At 66.8% G+C, this 15,460-nt stretch carries 13 protein-coding genes; 8 read left to right on the top strand and 5 right to left on the bottom strand.

Annotated features, from left to right (window positions below):
* Nucleotides 1-11: 11 nt before the first annotated feature.
* Complete coding sequence (locus F6X40_RS14105) at nucleotides 12-1,568, bottom strand: protein adenylyltransferase SelO (RefSeq protein ID WP_187628269.1); 1,557 nt, start codon at nucleotides 1,566-1,568, stop codon at nucleotides 12-14.
* A gap of 155 nt (nucleotides 1,569-1,723) precedes the next feature.
* On the opposite strand from F6X40_RS14105, the gene F6X40_RS14100 reads away from it, so the two are divergent.
* The 3 genes from F6X40_RS14100 to F6X40_RS14090 all read left to right on the top strand — a co-directional run bounded on the left by F6X40_RS14100 (nucleotide 1,724) and on the right by F6X40_RS14090 (nucleotide 6,980).
* Nucleotides 1,724-3,421, top strand: a complete 1,698-nt coding sequence (locus F6X40_RS14100; protein ID WP_184063561.1) for a 3-(methylthio)propionyl-CoA ligase — start codon at nucleotides 1,724-1,726, stop codon at nucleotides 3,419-3,421.
* Between the two features lie 142 nt (nucleotides 3,422-3,563).
* Nucleotides 3,564-5,654 (top strand): 3-hydroxyacyl-CoA dehydrogenase NAD-binding domain-containing protein, encoded by a 2,091-nt coding sequence (locus F6X40_RS14095; RefSeq protein ID WP_187628268.1) that lies wholly within the window; start codon nucleotides 3,564-3,566, stop codon nucleotides 5,652-5,654.
* A 147-nt stretch (nucleotides 5,655-5,801) separates the two neighbouring features.
* The gene (locus F6X40_RS14090) at nucleotides 5,802-6,980 is read left to right on the top strand and encodes an acetyl-CoA C-acyltransferase (RefSeq protein WP_187628267.1); all 1,179 of its coding nucleotides are present in this window, start codon (nucleotides 5,802-5,804) and stop codon (nucleotides 6,978-6,980) included.
* Between the two features lie 20 nt (nucleotides 6,981-7,000).
* Here F6X40_RS14090 and F6X40_RS14085 read toward each other — a convergent pair whose 3' ends face one another.
* Nucleotides 7,001-7,510, bottom strand: a complete 510-nt coding sequence (locus F6X40_RS14085; protein ID WP_184063551.1) for an LEA type 2 family protein — start codon at nucleotides 7,508-7,510, stop codon at nucleotides 7,001-7,003.
* A 69-nt stretch (nucleotides 7,511-7,579) separates the two neighbouring features.
* Nucleotides 7,580-7,972 (bottom strand): hypothetical protein, encoded by a 393-nt coding sequence (locus F6X40_RS14080; protein WP_187628266.1) that lies wholly within the window; start codon nucleotides 7,970-7,972, stop codon nucleotides 7,580-7,582.
* Between the two features lie 178 nt (nucleotides 7,973-8,150).
* Between F6X40_RS14080 and F6X40_RS14075 the strand changes: the two genes are divergently transcribed.
* The 5 genes from F6X40_RS14075 (at nucleotide 8,151) to F6X40_RS14055 (ending at nucleotide 13,219) form a co-directional block, all read left to right on the top strand.
* A complete protein-coding gene (locus F6X40_RS14075) occupies nucleotides 8,151-9,656 on the top strand; it encodes a PLP-dependent aminotransferase family protein (RefSeq protein WP_187628265.1) in 1,506 nt (501 codons plus the stop codon).
* A 64-nt stretch (nucleotides 9,657-9,720) separates the two neighbouring features.
* Nucleotides 9,721-10,206 carry a PaaI family thioesterase gene (locus F6X40_RS14070; protein WP_026225390.1) on the top strand — a complete coding sequence of 162 codons (486 nt, stop codon included), beginning with the start codon at nucleotides 9,721-9,723 and terminating at the stop codon, nucleotides 10,204-10,206.
* A gap of 28 nt (nucleotides 10,207-10,234) precedes the next feature.
* Nucleotides 10,235-11,233 carry an NADP-dependent oxidoreductase gene (locus tag F6X40_RS14065; RefSeq protein WP_187628264.1) on the top strand — a complete coding sequence of 333 codons (999 nt, stop codon included), beginning with the start codon at nucleotides 10,235-10,237 and terminating at the stop codon, nucleotides 11,231-11,233.
* A 52-nt stretch (nucleotides 11,234-11,285) separates the two neighbouring features.
* Nucleotides 11,286-12,167 (top strand): SDR family oxidoreductase, encoded by an 882-nt coding sequence (locus F6X40_RS14060; protein ID WP_187628263.1) that lies wholly within the window; start codon nucleotides 11,286-11,288, stop codon nucleotides 12,165-12,167.
* A gap of 92 nt (nucleotides 12,168-12,259) precedes the next feature.
* Complete coding sequence (locus F6X40_RS14055; protein WP_187628262.1) at nucleotides 12,260-13,219, top strand: alpha/beta hydrolase; 960 nt, start codon at nucleotides 12,260-12,262, stop codon at nucleotides 13,217-13,219.
* Nucleotides 13,220-13,236: 17 nt separating this feature from the next.
* Here the strand turns inward: F6X40_RS14055 and F6X40_RS14050 are convergent, their stop codons facing one another.
* Both F6X40_RS14050 and F6X40_RS14045 read right to left on the bottom strand, forming a co-directional pair.
* On the bottom strand, nucleotides 13,237-14,103 hold the full coding sequence (locus F6X40_RS14050) for an NRDE family protein (protein ID WP_187628261.1): 867 nt from the start codon (nucleotides 14,101-14,103) through the stop codon (nucleotides 13,237-13,239).
* Nucleotides 14,104-14,248: 145 nt separating this feature from the next.
* Nucleotides 14,249-15,316 (bottom strand): YgfZ/GcvT domain-containing protein, encoded by a 1,068-nt coding sequence (locus F6X40_RS14045; RefSeq protein WP_187628260.1) that lies wholly within the window; start codon nucleotides 15,314-15,316, stop codon nucleotides 14,249-14,251.
* Between the last annotated feature and the right edge of the window lie 144 nt (nucleotides 15,317-15,460).

Raw genomic sequence — 15,460 nt, 5'->3', positions numbered from 1 at the left:
GCGCCGGCGCGTCATGACGAACAGCTCACTTCCAGTGAGTTCGCCCAGTCGGGCGGCAGGCCCGCATACGACGCGTATTCGGGCTGCTCGTCGAACGGGTGACGCAACACGGCCGCGAGCCGTTCCGCCTCGGAGAAATCCTTCTCCTTCGCGCGTTGGATCGCCGTCTCCGCCAGATGGTTGCGAAGTACGAATTTGGGGTTCACGCGATTCATTGCAATGGCGCGCGCAACGTCGTCGCGTGACTCCTCGGCGAGCCGCGCGCGATAGTCGTTCGCCCATGCGTCGAAGGCGACGCGATCGAGGAACAGGTCGCGCACCGGCGTGTCGCCGCTCGCATCGTGTTTCGACAGGCGCGCGAGATGGCGGAACGTCAGCGTGAAATCGGCGCGGTTCGCGTGCATCACTTCGAACAGCCGGTTGACCAGCGCGTCGTCGCCGTCGCGGGCCTGTTCGAGGCCGAGCTTTGCGCGCATGCGGTTTTCGAGCGCCGGCGCGAAACGGTCCTTGAAGCCGGCTAGCACGTGCTGCGCATCTTCGACCGCCTTGTCGGCGCGCACGCTTTCGTCGTGCTTCTCGCCGAACAACGGCAGCAGTCCCTGCGCGAGGCAGAACAGGTTCCAGTACGCGATTTGCGGCTGCAGCCGGTAGGCGTAGCGGCCCTGCGTATCGGAGTGATTGCAGATGTGGCCGGCATCGAAGCCATCCATGAAACCGAACGGGCCGTAGTCGATCGTCAGGCCCAGGATCGACATGTTGTCGGTATTCATCACGCCGTGACAGAAACCGACCGCCTGCCAGTCGACCATCAGATCCGCGGTGGAGCGCACCGCCTCGGCGAGCAGCGCCAGATACGGATCGTCGGCCTCCTTGCAATGCGGATAGAAGCGCTCGATGACGTGATCGGCGAGCGCGCGCAACGCGTCGACACGATCGTTCGCGTAGAAGTGCTCGAAGTGGCCGAAGCGCACAAAGCTCGGCGCGACGCGCGTGACCACCGCGGCGGTTTCGATCGTCTCGCGCCGCACCGGCTGGTCGGAGCCGATCACGCACAATGCGCGCGTGGTCGGAATGCCGAGATGATGCATCGCCTCCGAGCACAGATATTCGCGGATCGACGAGCGCAGCACCGCGCGGCCGTCGCCCATGCGCGAATAGGGCGTGCGGCCCGCGCCTTTGAGCTGCAGTTCGTTGCGCTCGCCGTCGTGTTCGAGCTCGCCCAGACCGAGCGCGCGGCCGTCGCCGAGCTGGCCGGCCCACACGCCGAACTGATGCCCCGAGTACACCGACGCATAAGGCAGCGTGTCGGCCGGCCGGTCGCGCGTCGCATTGCCGCAGAACAGCTCGATAAAGCCCGGATCGCGCTCGATGCCCTCGGGCATCCCGAGCCGCGCGGCGGTCTCGGCCGAGAAGCCGACGAGATAGGGTGCGTCGAGCGGCGCGGCGGGCAGGCGCGTGAGGAACGTGCCGCCGAGCCGCGCGAACGCGTTGGCTGGGGGAGTGGCGAGTGTGTTGGAAAGATCCGTCAAAGCTGCGGATAGCCCTGCAAAGCTTGGGGAAAACGACATGTTGAGCGCCTCTGGATTAGCCGATATTGTAAGTCCGCGCCCGCGGCGCTGCTGGGCGGCCGCCTTCATCGTTCGGACCATGCTGCTGCGCTCGACGCCGCCATGATCTTGCGCCAACCCATCGACCCACTAACAAGCCGAGGAGACCCCGCCTTATGACGACGCCGCTGCTGGGCCAGATGATGGACGTGCCGCTCACCGTGTCATCGTTGCTCGCGCATGCCGCACGGCATTTCGGCAGCACCGGGATCGTGTCGCGGCGCATCGAAGGCGACCTGCATCGCTACACCTATCGCGATTGCGAGCAGCGCGCGAAGCAGCTCGCGCAGGCGCTCATCGCGCTCGGTGTCGAACCGGGCGAACGCGTCGCGACGCTCGCGTGGAACGGCTACCGGCATCTCGAAGCGTATTACGGCACCACCGGGTTCGGCGCCGTATGTCACACGATCAACCCGCGGCTTTTCCCCGACCAGATCGCCTACATCGTCAATCATGCCGACGACGCGTACGTGTTGTTCGACACGACGTTCGCCGCGCTGGTCGACACGCTCGCGCCGCAGTGCCCGCGCGTGCGCGGCTGGATCGCACTATGCGATGAAGCGCATCGGCCGCCGATGCAAACGTCGGTGCTGTGCTACGAAACGCTGATGGACGGGCAGGACGGCCGCTTCGACTGGCCCGCGCTCGACGAGCGCCAGGCGTCGTATCTCTGCTATACGTCGGGCACGACCGGCAATCCGAAAGGCGCGCTGTATAGCCATCGCTCGACGGTGCTGCACGCGTTCGGCGCGGCGTTGCCCGACGCAATGAACCTGTCGGCGCGCGACTCGGTGCTGCCCATCGTGCCGATGTTCCATGTCAACGCATGGGGCCTCGCGCACGCGGGGCCGCTGACCGGCGCGAAGCTCGTGTTCCCCGGCAAGGATCTCGACGGCAAGTCGCTGTACGAACTGATGGAGAGCGAACGCGTCACGTTCTCGGCCGGCGTGCCGACCGTGTGGCTCGGTCTGCTGAACCACCTGCGCGAAACGGGCGCGAGGTTTTCGTCGCTCGAGCGCACGGTGATCGGCGGTTCCGCCTGTCCGCCCGCGATGCTGCGGATACTCGAGGACGACTACGGCGTGCAGGTGATCCATGCATGGGGCATGACGGAGATGTCGCCGCTCGGTACCTTGTCGAAGCTGACCTGGGAGCAGAGCCAGCGGCCGCTCGCCGATCAGCGCAAACTGCTCGAAAAGCAGGGTCATGCGATCTACGGCGTCGACATGAAGATCGTCGGCGAGGATGGCCGCGAGCTGCCTTGGGACGGCGTCGCGTTCGGCGATCTGCACGTGCGCGGGCCGTGGGTCATCGACCGGTATTTCCGCAAGGAAGACTCGCCGCTCATCGACGGCTGGTTCCCGACCGGCGACGTCGCGACGATCGACCCCGACAGCTTCCTGCACATCACCGATCGCTCGAAGGACGTGATCAAGTCGGGCGGCGAATGGATCAGCTCGATCGACGTCGAGAACGTCGCGCTCGCGCATCCGGCGGTCGCGGAAGCCGCGTGCATCGCGTGCGCGCATCCGAAGTGGACCGAGCGCCCGTTGCTCGTCGTCGTCAAACGCGCGGGGCAAGACGTCACCCGCGACGAACTGCTCGCGCACTACGACGGCAAGGTCGCGAAGTGGTGGATCCCCGACGACGTCGTGTTCGTCGACGACCTGCCGCACACGGCGACCGGCAAGCTGCAGAAGCTGAAGCTGCGCGATCTGTTCCGCGACCACGTGCTGCCGTCCGCGCTCGAAGACGGCCGCAGCTGTCCGCTGACCCCCGAGTCCCAGGGGAAACCCCATTCCGGAATAAATTGAACGTTCGTTCTTTTTTGGTGTATCGTGCCTGCTGACCCCGGAACCGTCGCTTGAAAAAGTCTGACCATAAGCAGGCTCGATGAACCGGACGGGCGGCGCATCATGCGCCGCCTCAATGCATGGATCGCACGGAGGCACGCAGATGGCAGTGGACTACACAACTCATGACGGCGTGGCCGTTCTCACGCTGAACAATCCGCCCGTCAATGGGCTCGGTCTGTCGACGCGCGCGGGTATCGTCGAAGGGCTCGAGCGCGCGCAGAACGATCCGGCCATCGAGGCCATCGTGCTGACGGGCGCGGGCAAGGCCTTTTCGGGCGGCGCCGACATCACCGAATTCAATACGCCGAAGGCGACCCAGGAGCCGACGCTCGCGACCGTCATCAAGGCCGTCGAAGGCAGCGCGAAACCGCTCGTCGCGGCGATCCACAGCGTCGCGATGGGCGGCGGCCTCGAACTTGCCCTCGGCGCGCATTACCGCGTCGCCGCGGCCGGCGCGCAGATCGCGCTGCCCGAAGTGAAGCTCGGCATCCTGCCGGGCGCGGGCGGCACGCAGCGTCTGCCGCGCGCCATCGGTCTGGAAGCGTCGCTGAACATGATCGTGTCGGGCGCGCCGGTGCTCTCGGAAAAGCTCGCCGATTCGGGGCTGTTCGACGAAGTCGTCGCGAATCCCGCCGAACTGGCCGAAGCCGCGCTCGCGTTCGCGCGCAAGGTCGGCGCCGAGACCGGCCCGCATCCGAAGGTGCGCGAGCGCAAGATCGAACATCCGAATGCGGCCGGTTTCATCCAGTTCGCGCGCAATAGCGTCGCGGCACTCGCGAAGAACTTCCCGGCGCCGCATAAATGCATCGACGCGGTCGAAGCCGGTGTGAAGCACGGCTTCGACAAGGGCCTCGCATTCGAGCGCGAATGCTTCATCGCGCTCGTGCAGACGCCGGAGAGCCGCGCGCTGCGTCACGCGTTCTTCGGTGAGCGGGCGGCGAGCAAGATTCCCGACGTGCCGGCAGATACTTCGGTGCGCGACATCGATCGGGTGGCCGTGATCGGCGCCGGCACGATGGGCGGCGGCATCGCGATGAACTTCCTGAACGCGGGCATTCCGGTCACGCTGCTGGAAACGAAGCAGGAAGCGCTCGACCGCGGTCTCGCGACGATCCGCAAGAACTACGAGGCGACCGTCAGGAAAGGCAAACTGAAGCCCGAGGTGATGGAACAGCGCCTCGCGCTGCTGAGCTCGACGCTCTCCTACGACGACCTGAAGCACGCCGACATGATCGTCGAAGCCGTGTTCGAAGAGCTGGGCGTGAAGGAGCAGGTGTTCCGCCGGCTCGATGAAGTCGCGAAGCCCGGTGCGATCCTCGCGTCGAACACGTCGACGCTCGACGTCGACAAGATCGCCGCGTTCACGAAACGTCCGCAGGATGTGGTCGGCATGCACTTCTTCAGCCCGGCCAACGTGATGAAGCTGCTCGAAGTCGTGCGTGGCAAGGAGACCGCGAAGGACGTGCTCGCCACCGTGATGAAGCTCGCGAAGAAGATCAGGAAGACCGCGGTGGTGTCGGGCGTGTGCGACGGCTTTATCGGCAACCGGATGATCGAGCAATACGTTCGTCAGGCGCTCTTCATGCTCGAAGAGGGCGCGTTGCCAGCGCAGGTAGACAAGGCCATCGAGAAGTTCGGCTTCGCGATGGGGCCGTTCCGCATGAGCGACCTCGCCGGCAACGACATCGGCTGGGCGATCCGCAAGCGCCGCTATCTCGAACACCCCGACATGCACTACTCGAAGATCGCCGACCGTCTGTGCGAGATGGGCCGCTTCGGCCAGAAGACCTGCGGCGGCTGGTACGACTACAAGGCGGGCGATCGCACCGCATACCCTTCGGGCGTGGTCAACGAAATGATCGGCGAGTACTCGAAGGAAACCCACTCTGAGCGCCGCAAGATCAGCGACGAGGAAATCGTCGAGCGTCTGGTGTTCGCGCTCGTCAACGAAGGCGCGAAGATTCTCGAGGAAGGCATCGCGTCGAAGGCGTCGGATATCGACATGGTCTATCTGACCGGCTACGGCTTCCCGTTGCATCGCGGCGGCCCGATGCTGTACGCGGACACGGTGGGGCTCTATAACGTCGAGCGCGCGATTCGCCGCTATGCGGCGCGGCCGAACGGCGACGCGTGGAAGCTCGCGCCGAGCATCGCGAAGCTCGCGGCCGAAGGTCGCGGGTTCAACGGCTGAGCGCGGCTGGCTTCAGCCCACGAATTGAGCGGTGCGGGTTCCCTCCGCATCGCTCGCGTCAAACGACAGAGGCGGCGCGGTGATGCGCTTATGAACGCACGGCAGTGAGCCGGCGCGCCACTTTTGACACTGCAATTGGAGACATGCATGACTGACGCCGTAATCGTATCCACCGCCCGCACGGGTCTCGCCAAATCGTGGCGCGGCGGTTTCAACATGACGCACGGCGCGACGCTCGGCGGCCACGTGACGCAGGCCGCGGTCGAGCGCGCGAAGCTCGATCCGGCGCGCGTCGAGGACGTGATCATGGGTTGCGCGAATCCGGAAGGCGCGACGGGCGGCAATATCGCGCGGCAGATCGCATTGCGCGCGGGCTTGCCGGTCAGCGTGCCGGGCATGACCGTGAACCGTTTCTGCTCGTCGGGATTGCAGACGATCGCGCTTGCGTCGCAACGCGTGATCGCCGGCGAGGGCGACGTGTACGTCGCGGGTGGCGTCGAGTCGATCTCGTGCGTGCAGAACGAGATGAACCGCCACATGATGACCGACGGCTGGCTCATCGAGCACAAGCCGGAAATCTACTGGTCGATGCTGCAGACCGCCGAGAACGTCGCGAAGCGCTACTCGATCTCGAAGGAACGCCAGGACGAATATGGCGTGCGCTCGCAGCAACGCGCGGCGGCCGCGCTCGAAGCCGGTAAATTCAAGGACGAAATCGTGCCGTTGACGGTGCTCGCCGGCGTCGCCGACAAGGCGAGCGGCCGTCTCTACACGAAGGAAGTGACCGTCAGCAGCGACGAAGGCATCCGCGCCGACACGACGCTCGAAGACGTGTCGAAGATCCGCACCGCGCAGCCGGGCGGCGTGATCACCGCGGGCAATGCGAGCCAGTTCTCGGACGGCGCATCCGCTTGCGTCGTGATGAACGCGACGCTGGCCGAACGCGAAGGGCTGCAACCGCTCGGCATCTTCCGCGGTTTCGCAGTGGCCGGCTGCGAGCCCGACGAAATGGGCATCGGGCCGGTGTTCGCGGTGCCGAAGCTGTTGAAGAAAGCCGGCCTCAAGGTCGAGGACATCGGCCTGTGGGAGCTGAACGAAGCGTTCGCGGTGCAGGTGCTCTATTGCGCCGACCAGCTCGGCATTGCGCACGACCGCCTGAACGTGAACGGCGGCGCGATCGCGGTGGGCCATCCGTACGGCGTGTCGGGAGCGCGGCTCGTCGGCCATGCGCTGATCGAAGGCAAGCGGCGCGGCGTGAAGTTCGTCGTCGTGACGATGTGCATCGGCGGCGGGCAGGGCGCGGCGGGTTTGTTCGAAGTGGTTTGAGCGGGCGTGGGCCGGCGTCATTACCAGCCCGTGTCCGACGACGGCAGGCTCAGCGTCCCCTGATCGGTGAATCGCGTCGTACCGGTCACGCCACCCGCGAGCTTGCCGCGCAGAACGTACGGAACCTGTCCCGACTGCGCGGCGCCGGCTAGCGCAAAGGCTTGACGAACCGCGGCGAAAGCCGGCACGGTCAGCGGCACGGTGACGACGGTTTCACCGAAGCGCGGCACGGTGCCGCTCTGGTCGCTGACGCCGCTGGCGAACGGCTTGCCGTTCAGTTCCAGATCGAGCGACACGCCGTTGAAGCTGACCGCGGAGTCGTTGGGATTCTGCACGCGCAGCTTGACGTTGAAGCGCATCTCCATGCCCTGGCCAGCGATCGGCTCGATGCCCGCCACATTGACGCGCAACGGGTCGGCGCCGAACAGGCCCGCGCAGCCAGCGAGTGTCAGCGTGACAGCGACGACGGCGGCGAACAGGCGCCACACCCGTGAGACGCGGCCCGGCAGCAGCGCGCGAAAGAATGACATGACCTGCACCTCGAACGAAGCGGGTTGGTCATGCATTGTAACGGGCCACGTGGCGCGCGCAGCGACGTTTCAGGCGGCGCGCCGCCACCGTGTGCGCACGACGCAAGCGAGACGCCGAGCGGCTTGCAGAACGAAACCGCGCGCGCTGTGTTCAGCGTGTGCAGGCAGCACGATAAACGCAGCGCGATTGGCTTGCGTCGCGCGGATCGACACGACGCCACGTTGCGAGGTCATAAACCGCTCGCCTTCGTGCAACGTGAGCGACGTGAGCGGGGCGTCGTCGCCGAGCCAGGCCAGCGAATGATCGCGGAAGACGAGTTGCAATGCACCTTCGACCGCGATGATCGAACTGCGCGCGCGCAAGTCGTGCAGGGCCATCTGACCGGCGGCAAGATGCGACGCCGCGGTGCAATCCACTTCTGCACCGGGTAACAAGCGATCGTGGTATGGACGCACAGGCATGACCGATTCCTTTAAACCGTCTTCGTGTCACACAGCTTAGGGAATCCGTCCGGATGAAAACAGCCGCAGCTGTCGACAATCTGAACCGGTACAGTGGTGCGTTTCGTCACGCTGTATCGGTCCGAATCACGTCGATGTGTATCTGTCGCGGCGCGCGGACTATCCGCACCATCGGTTCATGAGCGAACCCCTCTTCACACCGCAAGGTCCCTCGACGGACCGGCCAGCCGAGCGCCAGCCGCTTTACCGGCAACTGGCCGACCAATACCGCCGCGCGATCGGCAACGGCGCGCTGCGCCCGGGCGACCGCATGCCGTCGATGCGCGCGTTCATGCAGCGCCACGGCGTGAGCCTCGCGACGGCGACCGAGAGCTATCGCGAACTGGAACGCGCCGCGCTGATCGACGCGCGGCCGCGCGCCGGCTATTTCGTGCGCGTGCCGCCGACGGCTGCGTTGCCCTGCGCCGCCGAGCCCGATCTCGCGATGCAGCCCGGCGCCGCCGCGCAGTTCGTCGGCATTCACTCGGAGATTTCGGCGCTCGTGTCGAAATTTCAGCGCTATCCGCACGCGCTGAATCTCGGCGGCGCGACCGCGTCGCCCGATCTCTATCCGACCGATGCGTTGCAAAAGGCCGCGGTGCGCGCGTTGCGCCGGCGGCCCACCTTGCTGACCGCCGTCGGGCCCGATCAGGGTGATCCGGCGTTGCGCGCGATCATCGCCCGGCGCGCGCTCGAGGCCGGCATCCAGATCGGCGCGGACGACATCATCATGACGCACGGCGGCGTCGAAGCGATGAACCTCGCGTTGCGCGCGGTGACGCAGCCGGGCGACACGGTCGCGGTCGAATCGCCGTGCTTCTTCGGTTTGCTGCAGGCGCTCGAAAGTCTCGGTCTGCGCGCGCTCGAAATTCCGACCAGCCCGAGCACCGGCCTCGCGATCGAGGCGCTGGCGTTCGCGCTACACACGCATCCCGACATCAAGGCGGTCGTGGTGGTGCCGAATCTGCAAAACCCGCTCGGCAGCGTGATGCCCGACGCGCACAAGGCGAGCCTCGTCGAACTGTGCGCGCGCGCCGGCATCGCGCTGATCGAGGACGATCCCTACCGCGAGCTCGTCGATGCCGCGCCGCCGCCCCGCTCGCTGAAGGCGTGGGACACCGATGGCACCGTGATCCATTGCACATCGTTCAACAAGACGCTGGCGCCTGGCATGCGCGTCGGCTGGATCAACGGTGGCCGGTGGCATCCGCGCATCGGCATGCTGAAGTTCGCGCAGTCGCGCCACAACGAGCAGTTGTCGCAAGTCGTGCTCGCCGGGTTCCTGGAGACGAGCGCGTACGAGCGCCATTTGCGGCGTTTGCGCGAGAGCTTGCAGCTGCGGCGCGAGCGGATGGCCGCGGCGGTGGCGGCATCGTTTCCCGACGGCACGCGGTTCACGCCGCCGCGCGGCGGGATGTTTTTCTGGATCGAATTGCCGCGTCACGTATCTTCGTCGGCTTTATTCGACGCCGCGTTGCATGACGGTATTCGCATCATGCCGGGCACGGTATTTTCGAACGCCGGGCGTTTCGATCACTTCATTCGGCTCAGCTGTCCGAGTGCGGATCTGGATCTGACCGACGAAGCGGTGCGCAGACTGGGGCGCCTCGCGACACGGATGGCAGCTCATGCGCCAACGCGATAGCGGGTATCATTTCCCGCCGTAGGCTCGACACGCGCCGTCGGCTACGAAATCAGATATCTGAGCCATGACCGATCCATCCACCTCATCCAGAACGGGCCATGCATCGTTGCCCGAAAGCCCCTTCATCGACCGTCTCGGCGCACAGTTGTTGTCAGCCGCCGACGGCGTCAGCGAAGTCGTGCTGCCGTTGCAACGCGATCATATGAACACGTGGGACGTCGCGCATGGCGGCGTCACGATGACGCTCGCCGACGTCGCGCTCGCGATGGCCGCGCGCAGTCTCGCCGGCGACGGCGTCGGCGTCGTCACCGTCGAGATGAAGGTCAACTTCATGCAGCCGGGACGCGGCGAGTTGCGCGCGACCGGCCGCGTGCTGCATCGCTCGACGACGATGGCCTATTGCGAAGGCGAGATCCGCGACAGCGAAGGTCACTTCGTCGCGAAAGCGCTCGGCACCTTCAAATACATGCGCCGCCTCGCGGTGGGCCGCGACGTCACGCGGCAGCGTCTGCGCAGCGACCCGGCGGCGAAGCCCGGTCCGAGCGACTGAGCACCCAACAACCCAAGGAGACGACCGCATGGCCCAGATCAATCGCCAATTGCTGCTGGTTTCGCGCCCCCAAGGCGAAGCCACGCCCGATAACTTCAAGCTCGTCGAAACGCCGCTCGCGCCGCTCGCCGACGGCGAAGTACGGGTGCGCAACCACTACCTGTCGCTCGATCCGTATATGCGCGGACGCATGAACGACAGCAAGTCATACGCGGCGCCGCAGCCGCTGAACGAAGTGATGATCGGCGGCACGGTCGGCGAGGTCGTCGAGACGAGGAATCCGAAGTTCGCGGTCGGCGACAAGGTCGTCGCGATGTTCGGCTGGCAGGAGTACGGCACCTCGAATGGCACGGGCATGCAGAAGGTCGACGACACGCATGTGCCGCTATCGGCGTATCTCGGGCCGGTCGGCATGCCGGGCGTCACCGCATGGTACGGGCTGAACCGCATCATCGCGCCGAAGGCCGGCGAGACGGTGGTCGTCAGCGCGGCGAGCGGTGCGGTGGGCAGCGTGGTCGGCCAGCTCGCGAAGGCGGCGGGCGCGCGCGCGGTCGGCATCGCGGGCGGCGCGGAAAAGTGCCGCTATGTGGTCGAGACGCTCGGCTTCGACGCGTGCGTCGACTACAAGGCCGGTAACCTGTACCAGGACCTGAAGGCCGTCACGCCCGACGGTGTCGACGGCTGCTTCGAGAACGTCGGCGGCGACGGGCTCGACGCGACGCTCGCGCGCATGAACGCGTTCGGGCGCATCGCATTGTGCGGCTTCATCGCGGGCTATGACGGCCGGCCGCTGCCGCTCAGGCATCCGTCGCTCTTGCTGACGCAGCGGCTGCTCGTGCAGGGCTTCATCGTCAGCGAACACATGGAGGTGTGGCCCGAGGCGCTCAAGCAGCTCGGTACGCTCGTCGCGCAGAAGAAGCTGCACTATCGCGAGACGATCGCGCAAGGGCTCGAAGCCGCGCCCGAGGCATTCATCGGCTTGCTGAAGGGCCGTAACTTCGGCAAGCAACTGGTCAAGCTGATCTGAGCGCGACGTCGTCATGCAACGGCAAGCCGCCGCTCAACCAGGGAGTCACAGGATGTTCGAATTCGCGGGCAAGGTGGCGGTGATCACCGGCGCGGGCAGCGGCTTTGGCCGCGCGTTCGCGCACAAGGGCGCGGCGCTCGGCATGAAGCTCGTACTCGCGGACGTCAACGCGGACCAGCTCGCGCAAACCGTCGACGCCTTGCGCGAAACCGGCGCCGAGGCGATCGGCGTGCCGACCGACGTATCGAACGCCGCGCAGGTCGAGGCGCTCGCGCAGGCGGCGCTCGCCGCGTTCGGCAAGGTCCACGTGCTGTTCAACAACGCGGGCGTCGGCACCGGCGGCTTCCTGTGGGAAAGCTCGGCGAACGACTGGTCGTGGGTGTTCGGCGTCAACGTGATGGGTGTCGCGCACGGCGTGCGCGTGTTCGCGCCGATCATGCTCGCGCAGAAGGAGCCCGCGCATATCGTCAATACGGCGTCGGTGGCGGGGCTGCTGGCGCCGCCGGCAATGGGCATCTACAACGCGTCGAAGCATGCGGTGGTGGCGCTGACCGAGACGCTGTATCACGACCTGAAGCTCGCGCAGGCCGGCACGGGCGGCGAGGTCGGCTGTTCGCTGCTGTGTCCCGCCTTCGTGCCGACCGGCATCACGGAGGCCGAGCGCGCGCGTCCCGACGAGTTGCGCAACGCGGACCGGCCGACGCGCTCGCAGATCGCGGCCGGCAAGCAGTTGCAGCGCGCGGTGCAGTCGGGCAAGCTCACCGCCGACGATGTCGCCGACATCGCGTTCGAGGCGATCGCCGCGCGGCGTTTCTATATCATCACGCATCCGGGCATCATGGCGACCGTGAAGCTGCGTCACGAGGACATCGAGCAGTTGCGCGAGCCGTCCGATCCGATGTCGCTGAAGCCCGAGGTGAAGAACGCGCAGTAGCGGCCGGCTGCGCGGCCGGTGCGCCGGCTTTTGTCAACCCTTGGCGCACTGCGCGCCGCCCGATGTGCGACGCGCACCGCGTTGCCGAAACCATGCCGCTGAATCCCACGATCGAGCAGGTGCTCGACATGATCGCGCGGGCCAAACGCCCGCAGTACCACCAGATGAGCGCGCAAGCGGCGCGCGCGTCGTACGAGAAAAGCGCGCCGATCCTCGAGATCGCGAGCGCGCCGATGTTCTCCGTCGAAGATCTGCGCGTGCCGACGCGCGACGGCGCGACGATCCGCGCGCGCTTCTACTTCCCGGTCGAGCCGGGCTGGGCCGAGCCGCTGCCGGCGTTCGTGTACTACCACGGCGGCGGCTTCACGGTCGGCAGCGTCGATACGCACGATGCGCTGTGCCGGATGTTCGCGCGCGACGGGCAGTGCGCGGTGCTGTCGGTCGATTACCGGCTCGCGCCCGAGCACAAGTTTCCGACCGCTGTCGACGATGCCTTCGACGCCCTCAGCTGGCTGCACGCGCACGCGGCCGAATTCGGCATCGACGGCACGCGGCTCGCGGTGGGCGGCGATAGCGCGGGCGGCACGCTCGCGACGGTTTGCGCGGTGCTCGCGCGCGACGCCGGCCTCGCGCTCGCGCTGCAATTGCTGATTTATCCGGGCACGACCGGCCATCAGCAGACCGACTCGCACTCGCGCCTTGCCGACGGCTTCCTGCTGTCGGGCGACACGATCCAGTGGTTCTTCGAGCACTACGTGCGAGATAGCGGCGATCGCGACGACTGGCGTTTCGCGCCGCTCGACGGCGAGCGCGGTGCGCCGGATTTTCGCGGCGTTGCGCCCGCGTGGATCGCGACCGCCGAATACGATCCGCTCAGCGACGAGGGCGATGCCTATGCGGAGAAACTCCGTGCGCTCGGCAATCCGGTCACGCTCAAACGCTACGCCGGCATGATCCACGAGTTCTTCAAGATGGGCGGCTTCGTGCCCGAAGTCGCGCAGGCGCATGCGGACGCCGCGGCGGCGTTGCGCGCGGCATTCGGCGTCGGGTGAGGGCGGTGCTCAAACGATCACGCCACGCTCATCCGGTCGCGCTCGACATTGAACGCGAAGCTGCGCTCGAAATCGCCGGGCCGCACGATCCGGTGCGAGCCGTTGTCGTCGCTGCGCTCGGCGACCGCGACGCCGATCACGTCGCCATAGGCGGCGACGCGCAACGCGGTGGTGCTGCGCGTGCCATAGTCCGGCGATTCGATGAACGCCGCCGACAGCACGCGTTCGCGTTCGAGCGGAATACCGGTCGACGGCAATTCGTCGTCGCGCGCGAGCCGCGGATCGCGCATCAGATCGATCAGGCGTTCGAGCGGCGGCATCGGATCGCGCGCGAGCAGCGTGCCGAGCTCGCCGCGCTTTTTGACCAGCTTCGGCCACGCGGTATCGAGCACCGCGTTCGAGATGCCGTGCGTGCCCGGCGCGAGCAGCGCGGGACCGCTGTTTGCGTCGACGGCGCCGCGATTGCAGTACCACGCGAGCTCGCGACGCGTCCAGTCGCCGACCAGCAGATTGAAGCCGTTGTAGATGTCGCCGGATTGCGCGACGTGCCGCAGATACGCGAGCGGCGTCTCGTGCGGATTGCCGTCGGCGTCGCGCGCGGCGCTCGTGAGCCAGTCGCTGACGAGCGTGCCGCGGGTCGGCGCATCGGCGCGCATTTCGCCCGGCGCGCGGTAATTGGTCAGCGCGGCGAAGCGGCCGTCGCGCGACAACCCGAGCCACGTGCCGCCGCCCACGAGGTCGCGGCCCCCCAGCACCTCCGGCGCGTCGCGCCACCAGCGGATCGGCTCGGCGGTGCGGCGGAAGAACTCGTCGCGATTCGCGGCGAGCGTGAACAGCGGACCATCGAGCGCATCAGGTCGCCAGTCGAAAACGATCAGGCACATCGGGGAGCATCTCCCGTTCAGAGCATGGGGCGGCCGCCTGATGCAGCGACGCAGGCGGCAAACGAAAGCGGCAAAAAACAGACGAGAATAAAGCAGTCAATAAAAAACGGCGCCCGATTGCGCCGCTTTTTACCCTCTCCAACGATCAGACTTCGGCCGGCAGCCCGTAGGGCAGCGTCAGGAAGCGCAGCGCGGGGCCGTCGGCCGCGCCGACATGTACGCTGCCGCTGTCGAGCGCCGTGAGCTTGATCTCGACCAGCAGATCGACGCCGCCGCCTTGCGCCGATGCCGCGTTGACGATCATCCCGCACGGCTGGCCCGGGTCGTCCGAGTGGAACAGCTCGGTGCCGGGCCGCACCGTGTCCAGCTCGCCGGCGACGTTGGCGAGCGACGTGCGCCGCTTGATCGTGCCGCGATACTGGCTGCGCGCGACCACTTCCTGACCCGGATAGCAGCCCTTGCGGAAATTGACCGCGCCGAGCACGTCGAAGTTGACCATTTGCGGCACGAACTGCTCGACGACCGGCTGCGTGATGCGCGGCTCGCCCGCGCGGATGTCGAGCCAGTCCCACACGGCCGGCGACACGCGCTTTAGCCTGCCGTCGAGCGACGGCAGCAGCGCTTCGATCTGCGCTTTCGGGCCGATCCACAGATAGCGCAGCCGCTCCAACGCATCGGGCACGCGGATCAGCGTGCCCGCTGTGCCGTCGACCTGCACGTGCACACCGTCGGGCAGCGCGTCGAACACGCCGGACAGCGCGCCGCGCACGTCGCCCGCGAGGCCGACCACCGCGAGCTCGCCGCTCGCGTCGGCGAGCTTGGCCTTTGCGCGCAGCACGAACATCGACAACCGCTTTTGCACCGCGGCCTGCACGTCTTTCGATACCAGCAGGCGGATCGTATCGCCGCTGCGCCAACTGAGGAACGACGCGAGCAGCCGGCCCTTGGCCGAGCAGTAGCCGGAGAGGCGCGCGTTCGCGGCGTCGAGATGCTGGACGTCGTTGGTCAACTGGGCGTGTAGGAAGCTCGCCGCGTCGTCGCCGGTCGTGTCGATCACGCCGAACTGCGGTAGCGGCATGTACGCGCCATGCTCGAGCACGGCGGCGAATTCTTCGGCCGACGGGCGCGGCAGGATGGGCAGGGTGGCGGGCGCCGCCGCGGCGGGAGTGAGACCGGAAGCGTTACCTGAGGCGTTCACGAGCGGTGTGTTCATGGATTCCGGGAACAGTCAATTCTGACTTTGGCTAAGGCAAACACTCATTATATTCAGTCCAGCCCTGTCGCGTTTCGCAAGTCCCTGGCGAATGAAGGCTTTCCGAGAGCCTTGCGCAGCAGGGGATTGCACGTTATCACCCTC

The sequence above is a fragment of the Paraburkholderia sp. UCT31 genome (assembly GCF_014397655.1).
Classification (GTDB): Bacteria; Pseudomonadota; Gammaproteobacteria; order Burkholderiales; family Burkholderiaceae; genus Paraburkholderia; species Paraburkholderia tuberum.
Note: the sequence above shows the minus strand (reverse complement) of the source record. Positions and strands in the feature narration are given on the sequence as shown.

What these genes read in the sequence shown, in the direction of transcription:
- F6X40_RS14105 (WP_187628269.1), bottom strand. Translation starts at nt 1,568, where the DNA reads ATGTCGTTTTCCCCAAGCTTTGCAGGGCTATCCGCAGCTTTGACGGAT.
- F6X40_RS14100 (WP_184063561.1), top strand. Translation starts at nt 1,724, where the DNA reads ATGACGACGCCGCTGCTGGGCCAGATGATGGACGTGCCGCTCACCGTG.
- F6X40_RS14095 (WP_187628268.1), top strand. Translation starts at nt 3,564, where the DNA reads ATGGCAGTGGACTACACAACTCATGACGGCGTGGCCGTTCTCACGCTG.
- F6X40_RS14090 (WP_187628267.1), top strand. Translation starts at nt 5,802, where the DNA reads ATGACTGACGCCGTAATCGTATCCACCGCCCGCACGGGTCTCGCCAAA.
- F6X40_RS14085 (WP_184063551.1), bottom strand. Translation starts at nt 7,510, where the DNA reads ATGTCATTCTTTCGCGCGCTGCTGCCGGGCCGCGTCTCACGGGTGTGG.
- F6X40_RS14080 (WP_187628266.1), bottom strand. Translation starts at nt 7,972, where the DNA reads ATGCCTGTGCGTCCATACCACGATCGCTTGTTACCCGGTGCAGAAGTG.
- F6X40_RS14075 (WP_187628265.1), top strand. Translation starts at nt 8,151, where the DNA reads ATGAGCGAACCCCTCTTCACACCGCAAGGTCCCTCGACGGACCGGCCA.
- F6X40_RS14070 (WP_026225390.1), top strand. Translation starts at nt 9,721, where the DNA reads ATGACCGATCCATCCACCTCATCCAGAACGGGCCATGCATCGTTGCCC.
- F6X40_RS14065 (WP_187628264.1), top strand. Translation starts at nt 10,235, where the DNA reads ATGGCCCAGATCAATCGCCAATTGCTGCTGGTTTCGCGCCCCCAAGGC.
- F6X40_RS14060 (WP_187628263.1), top strand. Translation starts at nt 11,286, where the DNA reads ATGTTCGAATTCGCGGGCAAGGTGGCGGTGATCACCGGCGCGGGCAGC.
- F6X40_RS14055 (WP_187628262.1), top strand. Translation starts at nt 12,260, where the DNA reads ATGCCGCTGAATCCCACGATCGAGCAGGTGCTCGACATGATCGCGCGG.
- F6X40_RS14050 (WP_187628261.1), bottom strand. Translation starts at nt 14,103, where the DNA reads ATGTGCCTGATCGTTTTCGACTGGCGACCTGATGCGCTCGATGGTCCG.
- F6X40_RS14045 (WP_187628260.1), bottom strand. Translation starts at nt 15,316, where the DNA reads ATGAACACACCGCTCGTGAACGCCTCAGGTAACGCTTCCGGTCTCACT.